Source organism: Ruegeria sp. AD9 (assembly GCF_056542305.1).
Window position 1 is genome coordinate 201,734 of sequence record NZ_JBQFZP010000003.1, and the last position, 17,718, is coordinate 219,451.

Genomic DNA, 17,718 nt, shown 5'->3' on the forward strand with positions numbered 1-17,718 from the left:
CGGGCAAAGGCTTGGGTCAGGCCAATTTCTTGGCGTGCTCTTCAGCCAGTTCCAGCAGCGCGGTTTCCAGATCCTTTTCCAGCGCCTGCGAACGCTCGATGTATTTCCTGTTTTCGGCGATTGGCATTCCGGGGACCCAAAGCTCGGCCAGATCGCGCACTGCCTTCCTGTCATGGTGGTAAAACGTCTGCTCGGCCTGGGCCGCTTCGTATTCACTCAGTCCGATATTCTCCAGAACATAGCGACCTGCGCGCAGCGAACTGTCGAACATTTCCCGCACGATGTCATTGGCACCCGCCTGATACAACTCGTATACATGGGTCCGGTCGCGGGCGCGTGCGATGATGTGAAGGTCAGGACGCTGCCGTCTGGCATAGCTGACCAGTCGCGTGACTTGCTTGTGATCATCCATAACGGCGACAAGAACGGATGCTTTGTCCAATCCCGCCGCGCGCAACAGTTCCGGCCGAGTGGGATCACCCAGAAAGCCTTTGACACCAAATCGGCGCATCAGCTGAATGGTTTCAATATTGTGGTCCAAAACGACTGTCTTGAAACCGCTGGCCCGTACCAGCCGGTTGACGATCTGACCAAAGCGACCAATGCCGGCGATGATGACCGGGCCCTTTTCGTCGATCACGTCCGGTTCGGGGGTGGTCGCTGAATCGCCAATCTTCTTTGACAAGGCGTCGTAGGCAATGAAAAGAAGAGGTGTGATCAACATCGTCAGAGCAACGATCATCAGCAGCTTCTGCGACAGGTTGGGCGGAATAACATTCTGTTTCGTCGAAAATGCCAGCAGGACAAATCCGAACTCACCAGCCTGCGCTAACCCAAGGGTGAACAACCAGTGATCACGCCCCCGCAGTTTGAAAGCCCTGCCCACCAGATAAAGGATGATCCCCTTGGCAAGTATCACAAGCAGCGCCAGTCCAATCAGGTCCAGCGGGTCGTTGAAGAAATAACCAAAGTCTATTCCGGCCCCGACCGTGATGAAAAACAGCCCCAGAAACAACCCTTTGAACGGTTCAAGGTCACTTTCCATTTCATGTCTGAATTCAGAACTGGCCAAAACAACACCTGCCAGGAACGCGCCCAGGGCAGGTGATAGGCCGACCAGTGTCATCAGAAACGAAATGCCCACGACAATCATCAGTGCCAGTGCGGTGTACATCTCGCGCAGACGGGTTGCGTGGATGAAGCGAAACAACGGTCTTGTCAGGTAGACACCGGCCAGAATGACAAACACCACAACGCCGATTGTGACAAGGGTGACGGCCCAGCCCGGCAGCCCTTCGACCAGCGACAAACTGTGATCGCCTGCGCCATGTGATCCTCCTGCCCCCCGGTCAATCGATCCATCTGCTTGGAAACGTGGCATGGCGGGCAGCGCCAGCAGTGGCAACAAAGCCAGAATTGGGATCACCGCGATGTCCTGCGTCAACAGAACCGAAAATGTCGCGCGGCCGCCGTTTGTCTGCATCAGGCCTTTTTCTGACAGGGTTTGAAGAACGATCGCGGTCGATGAAAGCGAAAGGGTCAACCCTACCGCCAGGGCAACCGACCAGGGATGGTTGGCGTACATGGCCACGGCAGCAATCGCGACTGTTGACAGCAACACCTGCAATCCGCCCAGACCCAATAACTTGTCGCGCATGTCCCACAGGGCGCGTGGCTCCAGTTCCAGACCGATGAGAAACAGCATCATCACCACGCCAAATTCGGCCACATGCTGAAGATTTTCGGTTTCCGCTCCGACAAGTCCCAGTGCGGGTCCGATAATGATCCCGGCGGCAAGATAACCCAGCACGGATCCCAACCCCAGTCTGGCAGACAGGGGAACGGCAATGACTGCCGCTGCCAGATAGATTGAAGCCTGATATAGAAAGTCGTCCATGTGTGTCCTCAGAACCTTTTCAGGTGGGAAGGGGGGCGTCGCGTTTAAGTTGATCCATTACGATCTGGCTTTGTACTCTTGCAACGGCAGGATGCGGCAGGATCACATGATGTAGCAAGCTGTTGAGGGCGGACAGGTCGTCACAGTAGATGTGCAGCAGATAGTCTGCCTCGCCCGTCATCGTCCATGCACTGGTAATCTCGGGTCGGGTGTCGACCATGCGGGCAAAGCTTGCGGATTGCTCGGGGCCATGGGTGCCCAGATGCACCTGAACGAACCCCTGCACCTGTAAGCCCAGTTTCAGCGGGTCCAGCCGGGCAGCATATCCGGTGATGTACCCTTCGACTTCAAGCCGCTGTCGGCGGCGACCCGCTTGACTGGGCGACAGGTTCAGCATTTCACCCAGTTGTTGCGCTGTCAGATGTGCATCTTTTTGCAGCGCGGAAAGCAGTCGCTTGTCGGTTGCATCCAACATGTGCGGAAAAATCCTGATTTTATTAACTGATATGCGCATTTTGCGCGTCATCTTGCAGTTTATACAAAAACAATGCGCAGAAACAGCGTCAGAAAAGTCGTATTTTTGAATCAGCAAAGAAATTCCTGTTTTCGTAGGAGACGCCCATGGGTCCTTTCCCGCACAATGCCCCGAAATCCGTGATCAGCGAAGAAAACCCTGCCGGAACAGATGGGTTTGAATTCGTCGAATTCGCCCATCCAGAACCGCAGGAGCTGCGTGATCTGTTCGCAAAGATGGGGTTTGATCTGGTGGCCCGCCACAAGGAAAAACCTGCTGTCGAGCTTTGGCAGCAAGGGGATGTCACATACATCCTGAATGCCAACCCGGACAGTTTTGCAGCTAAATTCGTAGCCGAACATGGGCCCTGCGCGCCTTCGATGGGCTGGCGGGTCGTGGACGCGCAAAAAGCGTACGAGCATGCCGTGTTAAAGGGTGCGGAAACTTACGACGACGCTGACAAAACCATGAATGTGCCTGCGATCAAGGGCATTGGCGGGTCGCTGATCTATTTCATTGATCAGTACTACGACACTTCGCCCTATAATCAGGAATTCGAATGGATCAAGGAATCCAAACCTCGGGGCGAGGGGTTCTTCTATCTCGATCACCTGACGCACAATGTCTACAAGGGCAACATGGACAAGTGGTTCAAGTTCTATGGCGACCTGTTCAACTTCCGTGAAATCCGTTTCTTTGACATTCAGGGAAAATTCACTGGCCTTTACAGCCGCGCGCTGACGTCACCCTGTGGCCGTATCCGCATTCCGATCAACGAGGACCGCGGAGAGACCGGGCAGATCGTGTCTTACCTGAAGAAATACAAAGGTGAAGGCATTCAGCATATCGCGGTCGGTAGCGATGACATCTATGCCTCGACCGATGCCATTGCTGAAAACGGCCTGAAGTTCATGCCGGGTCCGAATGAAGCATACTACGAGATGTCCAGGACCCGCGTGGTCGGTCATGAAGAGCCGCTGGACCGGATGATGAAACACGGCATCCTGATCGACGGCGAAGGTGTCGTTGACGGGGGCGAGACGCGCATTCTGTTGCAGATCTTCTCGAAAACGGTGATCGGCCCGATCTTCTTCGAGTTCATTCAGCGCAAGGGTGATGATGGTTTCGGCGAAGGGAACTTCCAGGCGCTGTTTGAATCCATCGAGCGCGAACAGATCGAAAGCGGCGAGATTTCCGCGGCTTGATCAAAGTGAACCAACATGTCGGAGGCGGTTCTGCTGCCTCCGACGCGCCTGTTTACAGTTAATGGGTCAAGGCCTTGAGTGCCGATATCAGCCACGCGGCATCGCCAGCGTCACGTTTTGACCCTTTTTCTGATAACGCAGCTCGCTGTCGCTGATGGCAATGACCTTGCCGCCGTCAATACTGTCCCCAACTTTCAGTTTCTTGTAACGTCCACTGGGAAGCCGGACCAAGGCGCGCCGGTTGGCGGGTGTGCCGTAAACACCGATCAGATTCAGGCGACGCAAATTGATCGCGTTATCGAGCGTGGCCTGCCGGGCAACAGACGCAGTTGTGGGAATCTTGGGGGCGACCGATTTCGCCTGAAACGATCCGGATTCGTCAGAGCTCTGGTCCAGCGCGGCCGTTGATCCAAGATTGGAGTTACCAGAAGCGGGTGCCTTTGCAGTGTCCAGACCCGCCGGGCGCACCCTGGGGCGCGGGACACGGACAACGGCCAACGCGGTTGGCGTCTCGTCGATTTCTGTGCGCGCTTGCAGACTGTCCGGGCGTGCTTTTGGGCGCTTGGCCGAAAGCTCTGCCAGCGACCGCCCCCCCAACTGCCCGCGTTCGAAACTCTCGACCAGATCTGAAGGGCGAGGTTTGGGTCGTAGACCGGCCAGCCTTTCGTCGACCTCGTCAAGTACGGGTTCATCTTCGAAACGCACTGGCGTTGCTGGCGGAACCTTTGACGGTCGGCCTTGATAAACGACAATCCCATCCGGGTTCAGCGTTCCTTCCGGTGTAGGTGCCACAAGCCCGCGATCATCGAGATTGAACCGCGCTCCTGCTATGCCATGTTGCACGTCCCGAACGAAGGGTTCGTCGGTATCGAAACTGGAAGCCGGGGGCAGGGCAACCGCATCGCTGGACAGGTCGGATTTGTCGATCGATGTCAGATACAACTCGTCAGGCTCCGGGGCTTCCGGCACGTCCAAAGCGGCCGGGGGCGTTACATTCACACCGGAGGCGGCACTGATATCCTCATCTGCCTCGGGGTCCTGAGCGATGGGGTCAACCAGGGTAGGGGCCACCTTGAGCGCCTCAAGGATTGCCGCGTCGGTAGGGGTGAGCTCTGGTTGTTCTACGGCTTCGGCCTCGGCAGGTTCTGGCGTGGGGGGCACATCCCTGTCCAGAGCAGGCTCAGGCGGCAAGTTTTCCGAAGGCGTAATAGCTGCAACTTCGGGCACTATCGGTGGCAGGGCGTCGATATCCGGCTCGGAAACACCTATCTCGGTTGGAGTTGGGCTCAGTGCGACCTGATCTGTTTCTCCACCGCTGTCCAAGGCCAGCCAAACGCCGAAAGCGCCGCCAAGAAGAACCGCCGCGGCAAATGCCGGGATCGCAATACGCGGTGCCTGCGCTTTTGTATTCGCAAACTTATTGTCAGGTGTTTCCGGGGTCAGAAACACGTTTGGTGCGGCTGTGCCTGCAATGGGATGCGCCGGTTTCCCGGCGGATTTTGCCGGTTCGGGCCGGTCTGTGTTTTTTGCCGACAGCGGTGGCTCTGCTGGTCGGGTTTCCGATGCGCCCGAACGCTCTGCGAACAATGCCTCTCGGGGGAATGCGTCTGCTTCTTCTTCGGCGCAATACAAAACCGGCACGAAACCATGGTCCGAGGCAAAGGCCCGAGCCTCGCTCAGCGTTTCTTGCGCAACAGCCGCAACATAGGTGGTGCCGCCTTCGGTTTGATAGTCGTAGCTGAGTTCGGACAAAGCGTAAGGCGTTGCGTCGGCAAGTGCGCTCTCTATACGTTCGACCGTGTCTTCGGGGGGTAAGTCATCGGTTGCAACCTGAAGGTATCGAACCTGTTCGGAAGGCAAAACAAGCTTGCAGCTCAGGTCGTTTTCCAACGCAAAAGCGTTTTCCCGCAAAACCTGCATCTGACCAGACAAGTCCGGCGAATCCAAGGGAATCGAGCCGATAACGAACCATTCGTCATCCGAGTGATGATGCAATGATATTCCGGTCGCAGAAAAAGACAGCGCAAAGGCAGGTTTCATAATCCGCAGGAACCATAATTATCAACGTCAATGCAAACACCTTGGCGTTCGCAGACCGACATTAAAGCAGGAACTTGCCGAGGGAAAGAAAAAGGCAAACTCTCCTCTTGTAAGGCAATGCATCGCCGACCCATCTTTAACCCAAGCAAATCGGAGTGATAACATTGAAGACATTCGCTTTTCTGGCCGCGATGATGGCCGCAACGACCGCTGGACTTGCCCATGCGGAAGAACGTCGCATCTCCGTTGACGCTACTGGAACCATAGAGGTTGCCCCCGATATGGCGACGATCACATTGGGTGTGACAAATGAAAACGCCGAGGCTTCGGCGGCTATGCAGGCCACCTCGGACGCGGTTGCGAAGGTGCTTGCGCGCCTGACCGGGATGGGGATTGAAGACCGCGATATCCAGACCCGCGATCTGTCGCTTTCCCCTGTTTGGTCCGGGCGGCACGGGCAGAATGGGGAAACACCGGAAATTTCGGGGTTCGCTGCCTCGAACCGCGTGTTTGTGCGTGTGCGTGATCTGTCCAAACTAGGAAGTATCATGGATGCGGTCATTCAGGATGGCGCCAACGATTTCGGGGGCTTGAGCTTTGGGGTGCAGGATACCAAACCAATCGAGGCCCAAGCGCGCGCGCAAGCTGTGGGCGAAGCTATGGCCAAGGCCGAGCAGCTGGCACAGGCGGCGGGTGTAACCCTTGGCGCGGTGCAAACGATTTCGGAACAAACGGGGGGCGTGCGCCCGATGCCCGAGATGCGTATGATGAGCATGGCTGACGCAGGGGGTGTACCTGTGGCAGGTGGTGAGGTTTCGGTGTCTGTCAGCGTCTCGATGGTGTTCGAGATTTCCGAATGAATTCAACCCTTCGCGCGGGCCAACAGCGGTTTTCGTTGTTGGCCCGAAGCGTCGAAATTATCGGGTGACAACCAGGCCTCGAAAGCATCACGGATGCGTGGCCATTCGGTATTTATGATTGAATACCAGGCCGTGTCGCGGTTGCGCCCTTTGTAGTGGGTTGCTTGGCGAAACACGCCTTCGAAGGTGAACCCAAGCCGCTCTGCCGCACTGCGCGACGGACCATTCAGCGCGTCGCATTTCCACTCGTATCGCCGGTAACCCAGTTCATCGAACACGCGCCGCATCATCAGATACATGGCTTCGGTTGATTGCGGCTTGCGCTGAAGCAGGGGTGAAAAGTGGATATGCCCGACCTCAATCGCTCCGGCGGCGGGAGCTATCCTGAGGTAAGAAGCCATGCCCAACGGTACCTCATCACCGTCCAGAACGGTATGGAACATCGGGTCCGCGTCCACGCAGTTGGCGCGCGCCCAGTCTTCGAACTCAGGTTCGCTGTCAAACGGGCCGTAGGGCAGGTAGGTCCAGTTGTGGCCATCCGTGTCCTTGGCAAACGCCCGGAACAGTCCGGGCGCGTGCCTGTTCACATCAAGGGGCACGACAGAACAATACCGGCCCACCATCGGCGTATAGGGTGGTGTCGGGCGTGGAAAGTCACCCGAAACCGGTAAACCGATGGGCTGGCCAAGGTTGTTTGTATCGTGCTGGGTCATGGTCAGGCGGTTGCTTTGGCCAGAGCCTGATCAAGGTCGGCAATCAGATCGTTCACGTCCTCGATCCCGATGGATACGCGCACCACGCTCGGACCTGCGCCCGCGGCTTCCTGCTGTTCCGGGGTCAACTGACGATGTGTGGTCGAAGCCGAATGAATGATCAGCGAACGCGCGTCGCCCAGATTGGCTACGTGGCTGAAAATCTCTAGCGCATTGACCAGTTTGATACAGGCGTCATAGCCACCTTTCACGGCGAATGTGAACAGGGCGCCGGCACCGCGTGGATACTGAGCTTTGACCCGATCCTGATAGGGCGACGAAGGCAGCCCGGCATAGGTGACGTAGTCCACGCGATCATCCGCTTCCAGCCAGGCCGCGATTTTTTGCGCGTTTTCAACATGACGCTCCATCCGCAGCGACAGGGTTTCGATCCCCATCAGCGTGTAGTGGGCCGCCTGCGGGTTCATGGTCATGCCCAGATCGCGCAGACCGATGGCGATGCCGTGGAAGGTAAAGGCCAAAGGTCCGAACGTTTCGTGGAACTTCAGTCCATGATAGGCCGGTTCGGGTTGGCTGAGCGAGGGGAACTTGTCATTTGCCGACCAGTCGAACTTGCCCGAATCCACGATGCAACCGCCAGTGACCGTACCGTTGCCGGTCAGGTACTTGGTGGTTGAATGCACGACCAGGGTCGCTCCATGTTCGATCGGGCGGCACAGATATGGTGTTGCCGAGGTGTTATCGACAATCAGCGGAATGCCCGCCGCATCGGCCACATCTGCCAGTGCACGGATGTCCGTCACATAGCCGCCGGGATTAGCGATAGACTCGCAGAAAATCGCACGGGTATTTTCATCGATTGCGCCCTTCACCGCGTCCAGATCATCGGTGTCGACAAACTTGGCAGACCACCCAAAGCGTTTGATTGTCTGGCTGAACTGGGTGACCGTGCCGCCGTACAGACGGGTTGAGGCGACCACGTTGCAACCCGGACCCATCAGCGGGAACAGCGCCATGATCTGGGCCGCGTGCCCGGACGAACAGCAAACGGCGCCAACACCGCCTTCAAGAGTCGCCACGCGTTCCTGAAGAACAGCCACAGTTGGGTTGGTCAGGCGGGAATAGATAAAGCCCACCTCTTGCAGGTTGAACAGGGCCGCTGCGTGGTCTGCATCGCGAAACACATAGGCTGTAGTTTGATAAATGGGTGTCTGGCGCGCTCCAGTCGCCGGGTCGGGGCGGGCGCCCGCGTGAATTTGCAACGTGTCGAAACCGTAGGTAGGGCCGTCAGACATCTTGAAAATCTCCAGTTGGAATTTGTCTTGCGAAATCTGTAGGCCATTGCCCGCTTGCGCACAACGATCCTGTCAGCGCAGCCAGAGGCCCTTGCTTTTGATCGTGTTGCGGATGGCCTGTTCACGTCGTGGCAGATGATCCCGGTCAAACAAGGCGCGGACTTTAGCGCCTTTCCCCTGCAAAACCATCTTTTTCAGCGGCTCGTATTGCTTGAGAACTTTCTTGACCTTGTTTGGTGTGACGACGGTTTCCAAGACGTCTATCACATGGTCGCTTTCACGGGCGTACAGCAAGGGAAACAGGCGATAGTGGCAACTGACGGATCCGTCCAGCAAACCAGAGGGCAAAACATCACGACCACCGCCGAACGAGTGAATGACAAGGGGCAGGGCGGCCTGATCCAGCCAGGGGTCAAGGCTTTGGCCCGTCAACTCCGGAATGTTTTCGTCGCGGATTGTTCTGGCGTAGTCCAGAAAACGCTCACCAAATTTCCGGGGACATTTGTAGAAGAAATAGCCTGCATTGAAATACAGGTACCGCCGCCAGTGGTCATGGGGTTGATCGGTGTCCAGCGAGCTTTCGAAATCCAACCCGAACCGGGCGTAAAGTGCGCGCCAGATACCGTCAAAACCGGGACCATACAGCGTTGGTTTGGGCCATGTCCCTTCAACTTTCAGTGACGCGCTGGGGCGGTCGAAGTCAAATGGGACGGATGTGATCTCGCCAGTGATCAGCGTGTCGGTGTCAAAGAACACAAAGGGCTCATCTTCCGGCAGGGCCATCAGCGCTTCGATCTTGTTGCCGTAGGGATAGCTTTCACCGAATACATGCGAGTCGAAGGGCAGAATTTCAGCATCCAGTTGTTTCAGGGCTTTCAGAACATCTTCGTCCTGAATGCGGGGATCCTGTTTCCAGCGTGGCCCCGGATTGGGCGTGGCGACAAACAGTTTGCCCCCGAACTGCGGTGAAGAATGGCGCAGTGAAGCCGCAAACAGCAGGGCCTCGTATTGCAGGCGGTTGTTTTGACCGACGACCGCGACGTTGAATTTCTGTGACGTTGCCTGCATCTATGCCCGTTCCCGACAGGTGTTTGACCATGCACCTTGAAGTTCGGATTACAGCAAGCAGGCCAAGGCGTCAAAAGCGGATAATTTGAAATTTCATCACGCGATCCCATTTCTTTCAGGGGTCGCTTCAGAAAGGGATACACATGCGGATCAATGCGGATTTCACCAAACGGGTCTCAGTACACTTTGACGAAAGTGAATGGGTCGCTTCTCCCGCCGCAGGGGTCGAGCGCAAAATGCTGGACCGGATTGGTGATGAGGTGGCCCGCGCAACAACCATTGTCCGCTTTGCGCCCGGCAGCACCTTTTCCGCCCATACCCATGACGGCGGCGAGGAATATCTGGTGCTGGACGGTGTATTTCAGGACGAGACCGGAGATTTTCCCGTCGGCAGCTATGTTCGCAACCCTCCAACTTCCTCGCACACTCCGTCCGCTGCCGAGGGCGCAACCATTCTGGTCAAGTTGCACCAGTTTGACCCGCAGGACCGGACCGAGGTTCGCCGCTCGATAAATGGCGATTCTGACGTACAGCTGTTCAAAGATGATCATGAGGACGTTTTTGTGCGGACATGGGCTGCTGGGGGCGTGGTCGAACTGGACGCGTGCGACGGCATGGAAGTGTTTGTCATAAGGGGCAGTTTCTCTGAATCGGGGGAAGAATTTTCGAAATGGGACTGGTTGCGCCTGCCTCCCGGAACGCACTCACGGGCTGTTGCAGGGCCTGATGGGGCCCGAGTCTGGATCAAGTCCTGCCACCTTGGTGAAATGGTCTGAAAGCTTTTCGGCCCTGAAATCAGCTAAAATGCCAATAAATCCGGGTTTAACGGCCCGGATTTTCGATTTTTTGACCATTTGGCAAATTTTACCAATTGATAAAAAATTTATTTGTGGCAAGCTGAGGTCATAACAAACATATCTACAGGGAGTAGAGTGATGGCACAGGGCCAGATGGCACCCGGCATCGTCGCGGGGCGGCTTTCAAGCGATGAGCTGACCTCGAATTTCACCGATCTGCATCCGCCATTGGCCCCGCATGAGGCCGCAGTTGCAGCAGACCGTTGTTATTTCTGCTATGACGCACCTTGCGTGACAGCGTGTCCGACAGACATCGATATTCCGCTATTCATCCGGCAGATTCAGGCCGGACAGCCCCAGGCTGCCGGGCGAACGATCTTTCAGCAAAACATTCTGGGCGGAATGTGCGCCCGTGTCTGTCCGACGGAAACACTGTGTGAGGAGGCCTGTGTTCGTGAGGCGGCCGAGGGCAAACCGGTCGAGATCGGACGGCTACAGCGCTTTGCGACAGATGATCTTATGTCCTCGGGCGCGCATCCGTTTGAACGTGCGGCATCGACCGGGAAAACGGTTGCTGTCGTGGGGGCAGGGCCTGCTGGTCTGGCCTGTGCGCATCGTCTTGCCATGCTGGGCCATGACGTGGTGATCCACGAAGGCAAGCCCAAACCGGGCGGTCTGAACGAATATGGGATTGCCGCCTATAAATCGACCAACAACTTTGCGCAGGCCGAGGTCGACTGGCTGCTGAAAATCGGTGGTATCACGATTGAAACCGGGTCGGTTCTGGGTGAAGGCATCTCACTGGATGGTCTGGTCGAAAACTACGACGCGGTGTTCCTGTCCATCGGGCTTGCTGGGGTCAATGCCCTGCGCGCGGATGGTGTTGACAAGGACGGCGTGCGGGATGCCGTCGATTTCATCGCGGACGTGCGGCAAGCTGGTGATCTTGCAAAGCTTCCTGTCGGGCGGAACGTCGTCGTTATTGGCGGAGGCATGACTGCTGTGGACGCGGCGGTAAAGTCCAAATTGTTAGGTGCCGAAAACGTCACCATTGCCTATCGCCGGGGACGCGACGCCATGGGTGCCAGCCGGTACGAGCAGGATCTGGCAGCCTCGCACGGGGTTCAGATTTTGACCAATGTGCAGCCGGTGGCAGTACACGGCAATGGAGCCGCTACCGAGATTGAGCTGGAATATACCTCGAGCCAGAACGGTCAGCTTACCGGAACCGGAGAGACGGTCCGGCTGCGGGCAGATCAGGTTCTCAAAGCCATCGGTCAGACGCTGGAAGGTGCGCCGGAAGGGCTGAAGCTGGACGGCAACAAGATCGCTGTCAGCGGTGCAGGCCGCACTTCCGTGGCTGGTGTCTGGGCAGGTGGAGATTGCGCGGCGGGCGGCGAAGACCTCACCGTTACGGCTGTTGCTGAAGGCCGGGATGCTGCGATGGACATCCACGCGACGCTGGTTTCGTGATAGGATGGGGTATTCGCCCCATTCCTTTCGCTGCTGAGGTATTCCCATGTCCCAGATCGAACAAGCCGTAGCGCAACACTACACCACCGGAGCACTGGCCGACCGCGTTCGCGCGGCGCTTGAGGCCAGCGGTATCGATCCGGATGCGGCCACGGTCGCAGACCTGAAAGCGGGGGACGAGTTCCACACGGGCGGCGTTCTGGCGACCAACAACCTGTTTGCGCAGTTGTCGCCGACCCATGCGACCCGTGTTCTGGATGTCGGATGCGGTATCGGCGGAACCTCTCGCTATGTCGTGGATCGCTATGATTCGACAGTAACAGGCGTCGATCTGACACCGGAATTCGTTGAAACCGCCAGGGTTCTCAGCGATATGGTCGGGCATTCCTCGAAAACCAGCTTTCATTTGGGCAGCGCTTTGGAGATGCCGGTGCCGGATGCTGGTTTCGACCTGGCCGTCATGATGCATGTGGGCATGAACATTATGGACAAGGCCGGACTGTTCGCCGAAGTGTCGCGGGCGCTGGCCAAAGGCGGTACTTTTGCCCTGTTCGATGTGATGGCCGGAGACGTGGACGAGCCGCTGGCTTTCCCTCTGCCGTGGTCCACTGTTGCCGAGACCTCGTTCGTGGATGCGCCGGATGTTTATAAGTCTGCGGCAAGCGCCGCGGGTTTTGAACTGGTGACAGAAACGGATCGCACCGAATTCGCGATACAGTTCTTCGAGGACGTCTTTGCAAAGATTGCCGAATCCGGCCCGGCACCGCTGGGCATTCATCTGATGATGGGCGAGACGGCGCCTGAAAAGTTCCAGAACTACGTCAAAAACCTCAAGGCCGGGCGCATACGCCCGACCGAAATGATATTCAAAAAATCCGGCTGAGCCGGGAAGGGAGAAGCCATGGCCGATCTGACGACTAACTTTCTGGGCATTTCCAGCCCAAACCCTTACTGGCTGGCCTCTGCGCCGCCGACGGACAAGGAATACAATGTTCGTCGCGCGTTTGAGGCCGGTTGGGGCGGTGTTGTGTGGAAGACACTGGGGTCCGAGGGACCGCCGGTCGTAAATGTGAACGGCCCGCGGTATGGCGCGATTTACGGTGCCGACCGCCGTTTGCTGGGACTGAACAATATCGAACTGATCACCGACCGCCCGCTTGAGGTGAACCTCGAGGAAATGGCGCGGGTCAAGTCCGACTATCCGGATCGCGCCCTGATCGCTTCGATCATGGTGCCCTGCGAGGAAGAGGCCTGGAAAGCCATACTGCCGCGCGTGGCCGAAACCGGCGCGGACGGAATCGAATTGAACTTCGGTTGCCCGCACGGGATGAGTGAGCGCGGCATGGGGTCCGCCGTGGGGCAGGTGCCGGAATATATCGAGATGGTCACGCGTTGGTGCAAGCAATACTATGACCGTCCGGTCATCGTGAAACTGACACCGAATATCACCGACATCCGGAAACCCGCGGCGGCGGCCAGAAATGGTGGCGCGGACGCGGTGTCGCTGATCAACACGATCAATTCGATCACCAGCGTCAATCTTGACACGTTCAGCCCCGAACCCTCGATTGATGGAAAGGGCAGCCACGGAGGGTATTGTGGCCCTGCCGTGAAACCGATCGCCCTGTCGATGGTGTCCGAAATCGCACGGGCCGAGGCGACGCATGGCATGCCGATCTCGGGCATCGGGGGTGTCACCACATGGCGTGATGCGGCCGAGTTTATTTCGCTGGGATGTGGCACGGTGCAGGTCTGTACCGCTGCGATGACCTATGGGTTCAAGATCATCGATGAATTGACAGCAGGTCTGTCGGAATGGATGGATGAAAAGGGGTATACCAGCATTGATGAGGTGATCGGACGCGCGGTGCCCAATGTCACCGATTGGCAATACCTGAACCTGAACTACATCGCCAAAGCCAAGATCGATCAGGACCAGTGCATCAAGTGCGGCCGGTGCTATGCCGCCTGTGAAGATACCAGCCATCAAGCGATTTCAATGTCGGATGACCGTGTGTTCGAGGTAAAGGATGACGAATGCGTCGCCTGTAACCTCTGCGTTGATGTCTGCCCGGTCGAAGGCTGCATTTCGATGGTGCCGATGGCGGCGGGTGAAATCGATCCGCGCACCGGGAAAGAGGTTCAGCCGACCTACGCGAACTGGACCACGCACCCGAACAATCCGATGGCCAAAGCAGCGGAATGATCGAGACAGGGAATATCCCTGAGGGGCCGCTGACGCGGCCCCTGAGTTCATGGTGTCAGGAGCTTTCGGTACAGCGTATCGACAAAGGGTTCTGCACCCTCAAACGGGTTTTCGTCGCCCAGAATAGCCCGCACCTGAACGTCGAAATCGGCATAATGCTGCGTCAACGCCCAGATCGAAAACATCAGATGATAAGGGTGCAGCCGCGTGATTTTGCCCTGATCCATCCAGTTAGTGAGAATGGTGACCTTTTCGTCAACCAGTTGTTTGAGATCATTGGACAAAGCATCGTGAATGCGGGGCGCACCTTGCACAAGCTCATTGGCAAAAAGGCGGCTTTCCCGTGGTAGCTCCTGACTCATTTGCAGTTTCCGGCGAATATAGGACAGCATTTCCTCCATCGGATCACCGGTCTCATCCAGATCGTGCAAGGGCGCCAGCCAGGTTTCCAGCAAGCCCGAAAGCAATTCGGTGTGGATCGCCTCTTTCGACGCGAAATAGTAGAGGAGATTGGGTTTGCTCAACCCCGCCTCGGCGGCAATCTGATCGACGGTCGCCCCACGAAACCCGTGTGCGGAAAACACATTCAGGGCAGCCTCGAGAATCGCGGCTCGGTTCTTCTTCTGGATACGAGTCGGTGCGCGGTCTTTCGGCATGATTTCAGTGTGTCTCTTTTTTCGTCGGATAGGCACGGATTACACTGAAATTTCAGGCTTTGCCGCGCAATTTCTTGACTGATACCGAACCCGTGATAGCGTGAGTTTGACCAGTTGGTCAAATCAAGACACCAATAGCGAGCAAAATCGCAAGCAAACAGGGAATAAGACAATGGCAGCTCCGGCGCAGAATCTCAGGATCAATGGCGACAGGTTGTGGGACAGCCTGATGGAGATGGCTAAGATCGGTCCCGGTGTTGCGGGGGGGAATAACCGGCAAACTCTGACTGACGAAGATGCCGAAGGCCGCGCCTTGTTCCAGAAGTGGTGTGAAGAGGCTGGATGCACCATGGGTCTGGACCAGATGGGCAACATGTTTGCGCATCGTGAGGGCACCGATCCGGACGCTTTGCCGGTCTATGTGGGATCGCATCTGGATACGCAGCCGACCGGTGGAAAATATGACGGTGTGCTGGGCGTTCTGGGCGGGTTGGAAATTATCCGAACGCTCAACGATCTCGGGATCAAGACAAGACATCCCATCGTGGCGACCAACTGGACCAACGAGGAAGGGACGCGATATGCGCCTGCCATGCTGTCGTCCGGTGTCTTTGCAGGAATGCACACGCAGGACTGGGCGTATGACCGTGAAGATGCCGAGGGTAAGAAATTCGGGGATGAACTGAACCGGATCGGTTGGCGCGGCGAAGAAGAAGTCGGCGCGCGCAAGATGCGCGCTTTCTTTGAGTTGCATATCGAACAGGGCCCGATCCTTGAAGCCGAAGGCAAGGATATCGGCGTCGTTACCCACGGTCAGGGTCTGAGCTGGACACAGATCACGGTGACCGGCAAGGATGCCCATACAGGTTCGACTCCGATGCCGATGCGCAAGAATGCCGGACTTGCCATGGCGCGCATTCTTGAGAAAGTGGACGAAATCGCCTGGTCTCATGCACCGCATGCGGTTGGTGCTGCGGGGCATATTGACGTTTTCCCGAACTCGCGAAATGTGATCCCCGGAAAAGTCGTTTTCACGGTCGATTTCCGCTCGCCCGAGCTGGAGGTGATCACCGACATGGAAAACCGCCTGCGGGTGGCGGCGGAAGATATTGTCGAAGAAATGGGCCTGCAGATCGAATTCGAGAAAGTCGGCGGTTTTGATCCGGTTAAATTCGACGACGATTGCGTGTCCGCCGTGCGCGATGCGGCTGAAAGGTTGGGCTATTCGCATACCAACATCATCTCGGGCGCGGGGCATGATGCCTGCTGGATCAACCGTGTGGCCCCGACCGCCATGGTCATGTGCCCCTGTGTTGATGGGTTGAGCCATAATGAGGCTGAAGAGATCAGCAAGGATTGGGCGGCAGCCGGGGCAGATGTCCTGCTGCATGCCGTGGTCGAGACTGCCGAAATCGTGGAATAGGGGGCGCCGCCCCCGTCGCCCATTGGGCGACTCCCCCGGGATATTTTTGGCCAGATGAAGCAAGCGGCGCAGACCGCATCAGGGAGTTCAAAATGAGTACTGTTATCAAAAACGGAACCGTTGTCACCGCGGATTTGTCTTACAAGGCGGATGTATTGGTCGAAGGCGGCGTCATCACCGGGATCGGGATGGGTCTGAAAGGGGATAGCGAGTTGGACGCGACCGGCTGTTATGTGATGCCCGGCGGGATTGATCCGCATACCCATCTGGAAATGCCGTTCATGGGCACCTATTCCAGCGACGATTTCGAAAGCGGTACGCGGGCGGCCCTGGCCGGGGGCACGACGATGGTTGTTGACTTCGCGCTGCCCAATCCGGGTGAAAGCCTGCTGGATGCCCTGAAGCGCTGGGACAACAAATCAACGCGGGCGAATTGCGACTACTCGTTCCACATGGCAGTGACATGGTGGGGTGAACAGGTATTTGACGACCTCAAGACCGTGATCGAGACGCGCGGCATCAACACGTTCAAGCATTTCATGGCCTATAAAGGCGCATTGATGGTGAATGACGATGAGCTTTATGCTTCGTTCAGGCGTTTGGCCGAACTGGGCGGCATCGCAATGGTGCATGCCGAGAACGGAGACGTCGTTGCCGAACTGAGTGCCAAGCTTCTGGCCGAGGGGAACTCTGGCCCGGAAGCGCACGCCTATTCCCGACCGCCGCAAGTAGAGGGTGAGGCCACAAACCGGGCCATTATGATCGCAGATATGGCGGGCGTGCCGCTGTATGTTGTTCATACATCCTGCGAAGAGTCTCATGAGGCCATTCGCCGAGCCCGAATGCAGGGCAAGAGGGTGTGGGGAGAGCCGCTGATTCAGCATCTGACCCTCGATGAAAGCGAATATTTTAATCAGGATTGGGACCACGCCGCGCGGCGGGTCATGAGCCCCCCGTTCCGCAATAAGCAGCACCAGGACAGCCTGTGGAATGGCCTGCAATCAGGATCGCTGAGTGTTGTGGCAACCGACCATTGCGCCTTTACGACCGAACAGAAACGCTTTGGAGTTGGGGATTTTACCAAGATCCCGAACGGGACCGGTGGTCTGGAAGATCGGATGCCGATGCTGTGGACGCATGGTGTGAATACCGGACGCCTGACGCCCAATGAATTTGTTGCGGTGACTTCAACAAACATCGCCAAGATACTGAATTGCTATCCGAAAAAAGGCGCGATCCTTGTTGGAGCGGATGCAGATATCGTCGTGTGGGATCCTGAAAAAACGAAAACGATCAGAGCCAGTACGCAGCAATCTTCGATTGACTATAACGTGTTTGAGGGCAAAGAGGTCAAAGGCCTGCCGCGCTTTACGCTGACCCGCGGACAGGTTGCGGTACATGATGGTGAAATCCGCACGCAGGAAGGCCATGGCGAGTTCGTTGCGCGCGAGGCAAATACGACCGTCAACAAGGCTTTGAGCGCGTGGAAAGAACTAACCACCCCTCGGCCAGTTGAGCGGACAGGTATCCCGGCGACGGGGGTTTGATCCGTTGGGCCGCTGTCTGGGCGG

Annotated in this window: 15 protein-coding genes; 8 read left to right on the forward strand and 7 right to left on the reverse strand. The window is 57.1% G+C overall.

Going from position 1 to position 17,718, the window contains the following annotated elements; translation table 11 throughout:
* Window positions 1–16: 16 nt before the first annotated feature.
* Together ACR0AM_RS06390 and ACR0AM_RS06395 are read right to left on the reverse strand one after the other, a co-directional pair.
* Window positions 17–1,897 carry a monovalent cation:proton antiporter-2 (CPA2) family protein gene (locus ACR0AM_RS06390; protein WP_480622432.1) on the reverse strand — a complete coding sequence of 627 codons (1,881 nt, stop codon included), beginning with the start codon at window positions 1,895–1,897 and terminating at the stop codon, window positions 17–19.
* Window positions 1,898–1,916: 19 nt separating this feature from the next.
* The gene (locus tag ACR0AM_RS06395) at window positions 1,917–2,372 is read right to left on the reverse strand and encodes an Lrp/AsnC family transcriptional regulator (RefSeq protein ID WP_209504202.1); all 456 of its coding nucleotides are present in this window, start codon (window positions 2,370–2,372) and stop codon (window positions 1,917–1,919) included.
* 146 nt (window positions 2,373–2,518) lie between these two features.
* On the opposite strand from ACR0AM_RS06395, the gene hppD reads away from it, so the two are divergent.
* The gene (gene hppD, locus ACR0AM_RS06400) at window positions 2,519–3,616 is read left to right on the forward strand and encodes a 4-hydroxyphenylpyruvate dioxygenase (RefSeq protein WP_480622433.1); all 1,098 of its coding nucleotides are present in this window, start codon (window positions 2,519–2,521) and stop codon (window positions 3,614–3,616) included.
* A gap of 87 nt (window positions 3,617–3,703) precedes the next feature.
* Here hppD and ACR0AM_RS06405 read toward each other — a convergent pair whose 3' ends face one another.
* The gene (locus tag ACR0AM_RS06405) at window positions 3,704–5,656 is read right to left on the reverse strand and encodes a hypothetical protein (RefSeq protein WP_480622434.1); all 1,953 of its coding nucleotides are present in this window, start codon (window positions 5,654–5,656) and stop codon (window positions 3,704–3,706) included.
* 155 nt (window positions 5,657–5,811) lie between these two features.
* On the opposite strand from ACR0AM_RS06405, the gene ACR0AM_RS06410 reads away from it, so the two are divergent.
* Complete coding sequence (locus tag ACR0AM_RS06410; protein WP_480622435.1) at window positions 5,812–6,516, forward strand: SIMPL domain-containing protein; 705 nt, start codon at window positions 5,812–5,814, stop codon at window positions 6,514–6,516.
* Between the two features lie 2 nt (window positions 6,517–6,518).
* Here the strand turns inward: ACR0AM_RS06410 and ACR0AM_RS06415 are convergent, their stop codons facing one another.
* From ACR0AM_RS06415 to ACR0AM_RS06425, 3 genes are all read right to left on the reverse strand, one after another.
* On the reverse strand, window positions 6,519–7,229 hold the full coding sequence (locus tag ACR0AM_RS06415) for a GNAT family N-acetyltransferase (protein ID WP_480622436.1): 711 nt from the start codon (window positions 7,227–7,229) through the stop codon (window positions 6,519–6,521).
* Between the two features lie 2 nt (window positions 7,230–7,231).
* The gene (locus ACR0AM_RS06420; RefSeq protein ID WP_480622437.1) at window positions 7,232–8,524 is read right to left on the reverse strand and encodes an O-acetylhomoserine aminocarboxypropyltransferase/cysteine synthase family protein; all 1,293 of its coding nucleotides are present in this window, start codon (window positions 8,522–8,524) and stop codon (window positions 7,232–7,234) included.
* Between the two features lie 72 nt (window positions 8,525–8,596).
* Window positions 8,597–9,592, reverse strand: coding sequence for a hypothetical protein (locus ACR0AM_RS06425; protein WP_480622438.1), 996 nt, complete (start codon window positions 9,590–9,592; stop codon window positions 8,597–8,599).
* A 143-nt stretch (window positions 9,593–9,735) separates the two neighbouring features.
* Between ACR0AM_RS06425 and ACR0AM_RS06430 the strand changes: the two genes are divergently transcribed.
* From ACR0AM_RS06430 to preA, 4 genes are all read left to right on the forward strand, one after another.
* Complete coding sequence (locus tag ACR0AM_RS06430) at window positions 9,736–10,368, forward strand: cupin domain-containing protein (RefSeq protein ID WP_480622439.1); 633 nt, start codon at window positions 9,736–9,738, stop codon at window positions 10,366–10,368.
* Between the two features lie 159 nt (window positions 10,369–10,527).
* Window positions 10,528–11,862 (forward strand): NAD(P)-dependent oxidoreductase, encoded by a 1,335-nt coding sequence (locus ACR0AM_RS06435; RefSeq protein ID WP_480476634.1) that lies wholly within the window; start codon window positions 10,528–10,530, stop codon window positions 11,860–11,862.
* A 46-nt stretch (window positions 11,863–11,908) separates the two neighbouring features.
* Window positions 11,909–12,745 (forward strand): class I SAM-dependent methyltransferase, encoded by an 837-nt coding sequence (locus ACR0AM_RS06440; protein WP_480622440.1) that lies wholly within the window; start codon window positions 11,909–11,911, stop codon window positions 12,743–12,745.
* 18 nt (window positions 12,746–12,763) lie between these two features.
* Window positions 12,764–14,068 (forward strand): NAD-dependent dihydropyrimidine dehydrogenase subunit PreA, encoded by a 1,305-nt coding sequence (gene preA / locus ACR0AM_RS06445; protein ID WP_480622441.1) that lies wholly within the window; start codon window positions 12,764–12,766, stop codon window positions 14,066–14,068.
* 47 nt (window positions 14,069–14,115) lie between these two features.
* Here preA and ACR0AM_RS06450 read toward each other — a convergent pair whose 3' ends face one another.
* A complete protein-coding gene (locus ACR0AM_RS06450) occupies window positions 14,116–14,724 on the reverse strand; it encodes a TetR family transcriptional regulator C-terminal domain-containing protein (RefSeq protein WP_480516692.1) in 609 nt (202 codons plus the stop codon).
* 172 nt (window positions 14,725–14,896) lie between these two features.
* On the opposite strand from ACR0AM_RS06450, the gene ACR0AM_RS06455 reads away from it, so the two are divergent.
* Together ACR0AM_RS06455 and hydA are read left to right on the forward strand one after the other, a co-directional pair.
* Entirely contained in the window at window positions 14,897–16,147 is a 1,251-nt protein-coding gene (locus ACR0AM_RS06455) for a Zn-dependent hydrolase (RefSeq protein WP_480493380.1), read from the forward strand.
* 92 nt (window positions 16,148–16,239) lie between these two features.
* Entirely contained in the window at window positions 16,240–17,694 is a 1,455-nt protein-coding gene (hydA, locus tag ACR0AM_RS06460) for a dihydropyrimidinase (protein WP_480622442.1), read from the forward strand.
* The last annotated feature ends 24 nt before the right edge of the window (window positions 17,695–17,718 follow it).

Coding starts and splice junctions, on each gene's coding strand:
- ACR0AM_RS06450 (WP_480516692.1), bottom strand. CDS start 14,724: ATGCCGAAAGACCGCGCACCGACTCGTATCCAGAAGAAGAACCGAGCC.
- ACR0AM_RS06430 (WP_480622439.1), top strand. CDS start 9,736: ATGCGGATCAATGCGGATTTCACCAAACGGGTCTCAGTACACTTTGAC.
- ACR0AM_RS06390 (WP_480622432.1), bottom strand. CDS start 1,897: ATGGACGACTTTCTATATCAGGCTTCAATCTATCTGGCAGCGGCAGTC.
- hydA (WP_480622442.1), top strand. CDS start 16,240: ATGAGTACTGTTATCAAAAACGGAACCGTTGTCACCGCGGATTTGTCT.
- preA (WP_480622441.1), top strand. CDS start 12,764: ATGGCCGATCTGACGACTAACTTTCTGGGCATTTCCAGCCCAAACCCT.
- ACR0AM_RS06425 (WP_480622438.1), bottom strand. CDS start 9,592: ATGCAGGCAACGTCACAGAAATTCAACGTCGCGGTCGTCGGTCAAAAC.
- ACR0AM_RS06435 (WP_480476634.1), top strand. CDS start 10,528: ATGGCACAGGGCCAGATGGCACCCGGCATCGTCGCGGGGCGGCTTTCA.
- ACR0AM_RS06405 (WP_480622434.1), bottom strand. CDS start 5,656: ATGAAACCTGCCTTTGCGCTGTCTTTTTCTGCGACCGGAATATCATTG.
- ACR0AM_RS06455 (WP_480493380.1), top strand. CDS start 14,897: ATGGCAGCTCCGGCGCAGAATCTCAGGATCAATGGCGACAGGTTGTGG.
- ACR0AM_RS06420 (WP_480622437.1), bottom strand. CDS start 8,524: ATGTCTGACGGCCCTACCTACGGTTTCGACACGTTGCAAATTCACGCG.
- hppD (WP_480622433.1), top strand. CDS start 2,519: ATGGGTCCTTTCCCGCACAATGCCCCGAAATCCGTGATCAGCGAAGAA.
- ACR0AM_RS06440 (WP_480622440.1), top strand. CDS start 11,909: ATGTCCCAGATCGAACAAGCCGTAGCGCAACACTACACCACCGGAGCA.
- ACR0AM_RS06415 (WP_480622436.1), bottom strand. CDS start 7,229: ATGACCCAGCACGATACAAACAACCTTGGCCAGCCCATCGGTTTACCG.
- ACR0AM_RS06395 (WP_209504202.1), bottom strand. CDS start 2,372: ATGTTGGATGCAACCGACAAGCGACTGCTTTCCGCGCTGCAAAAAGAT.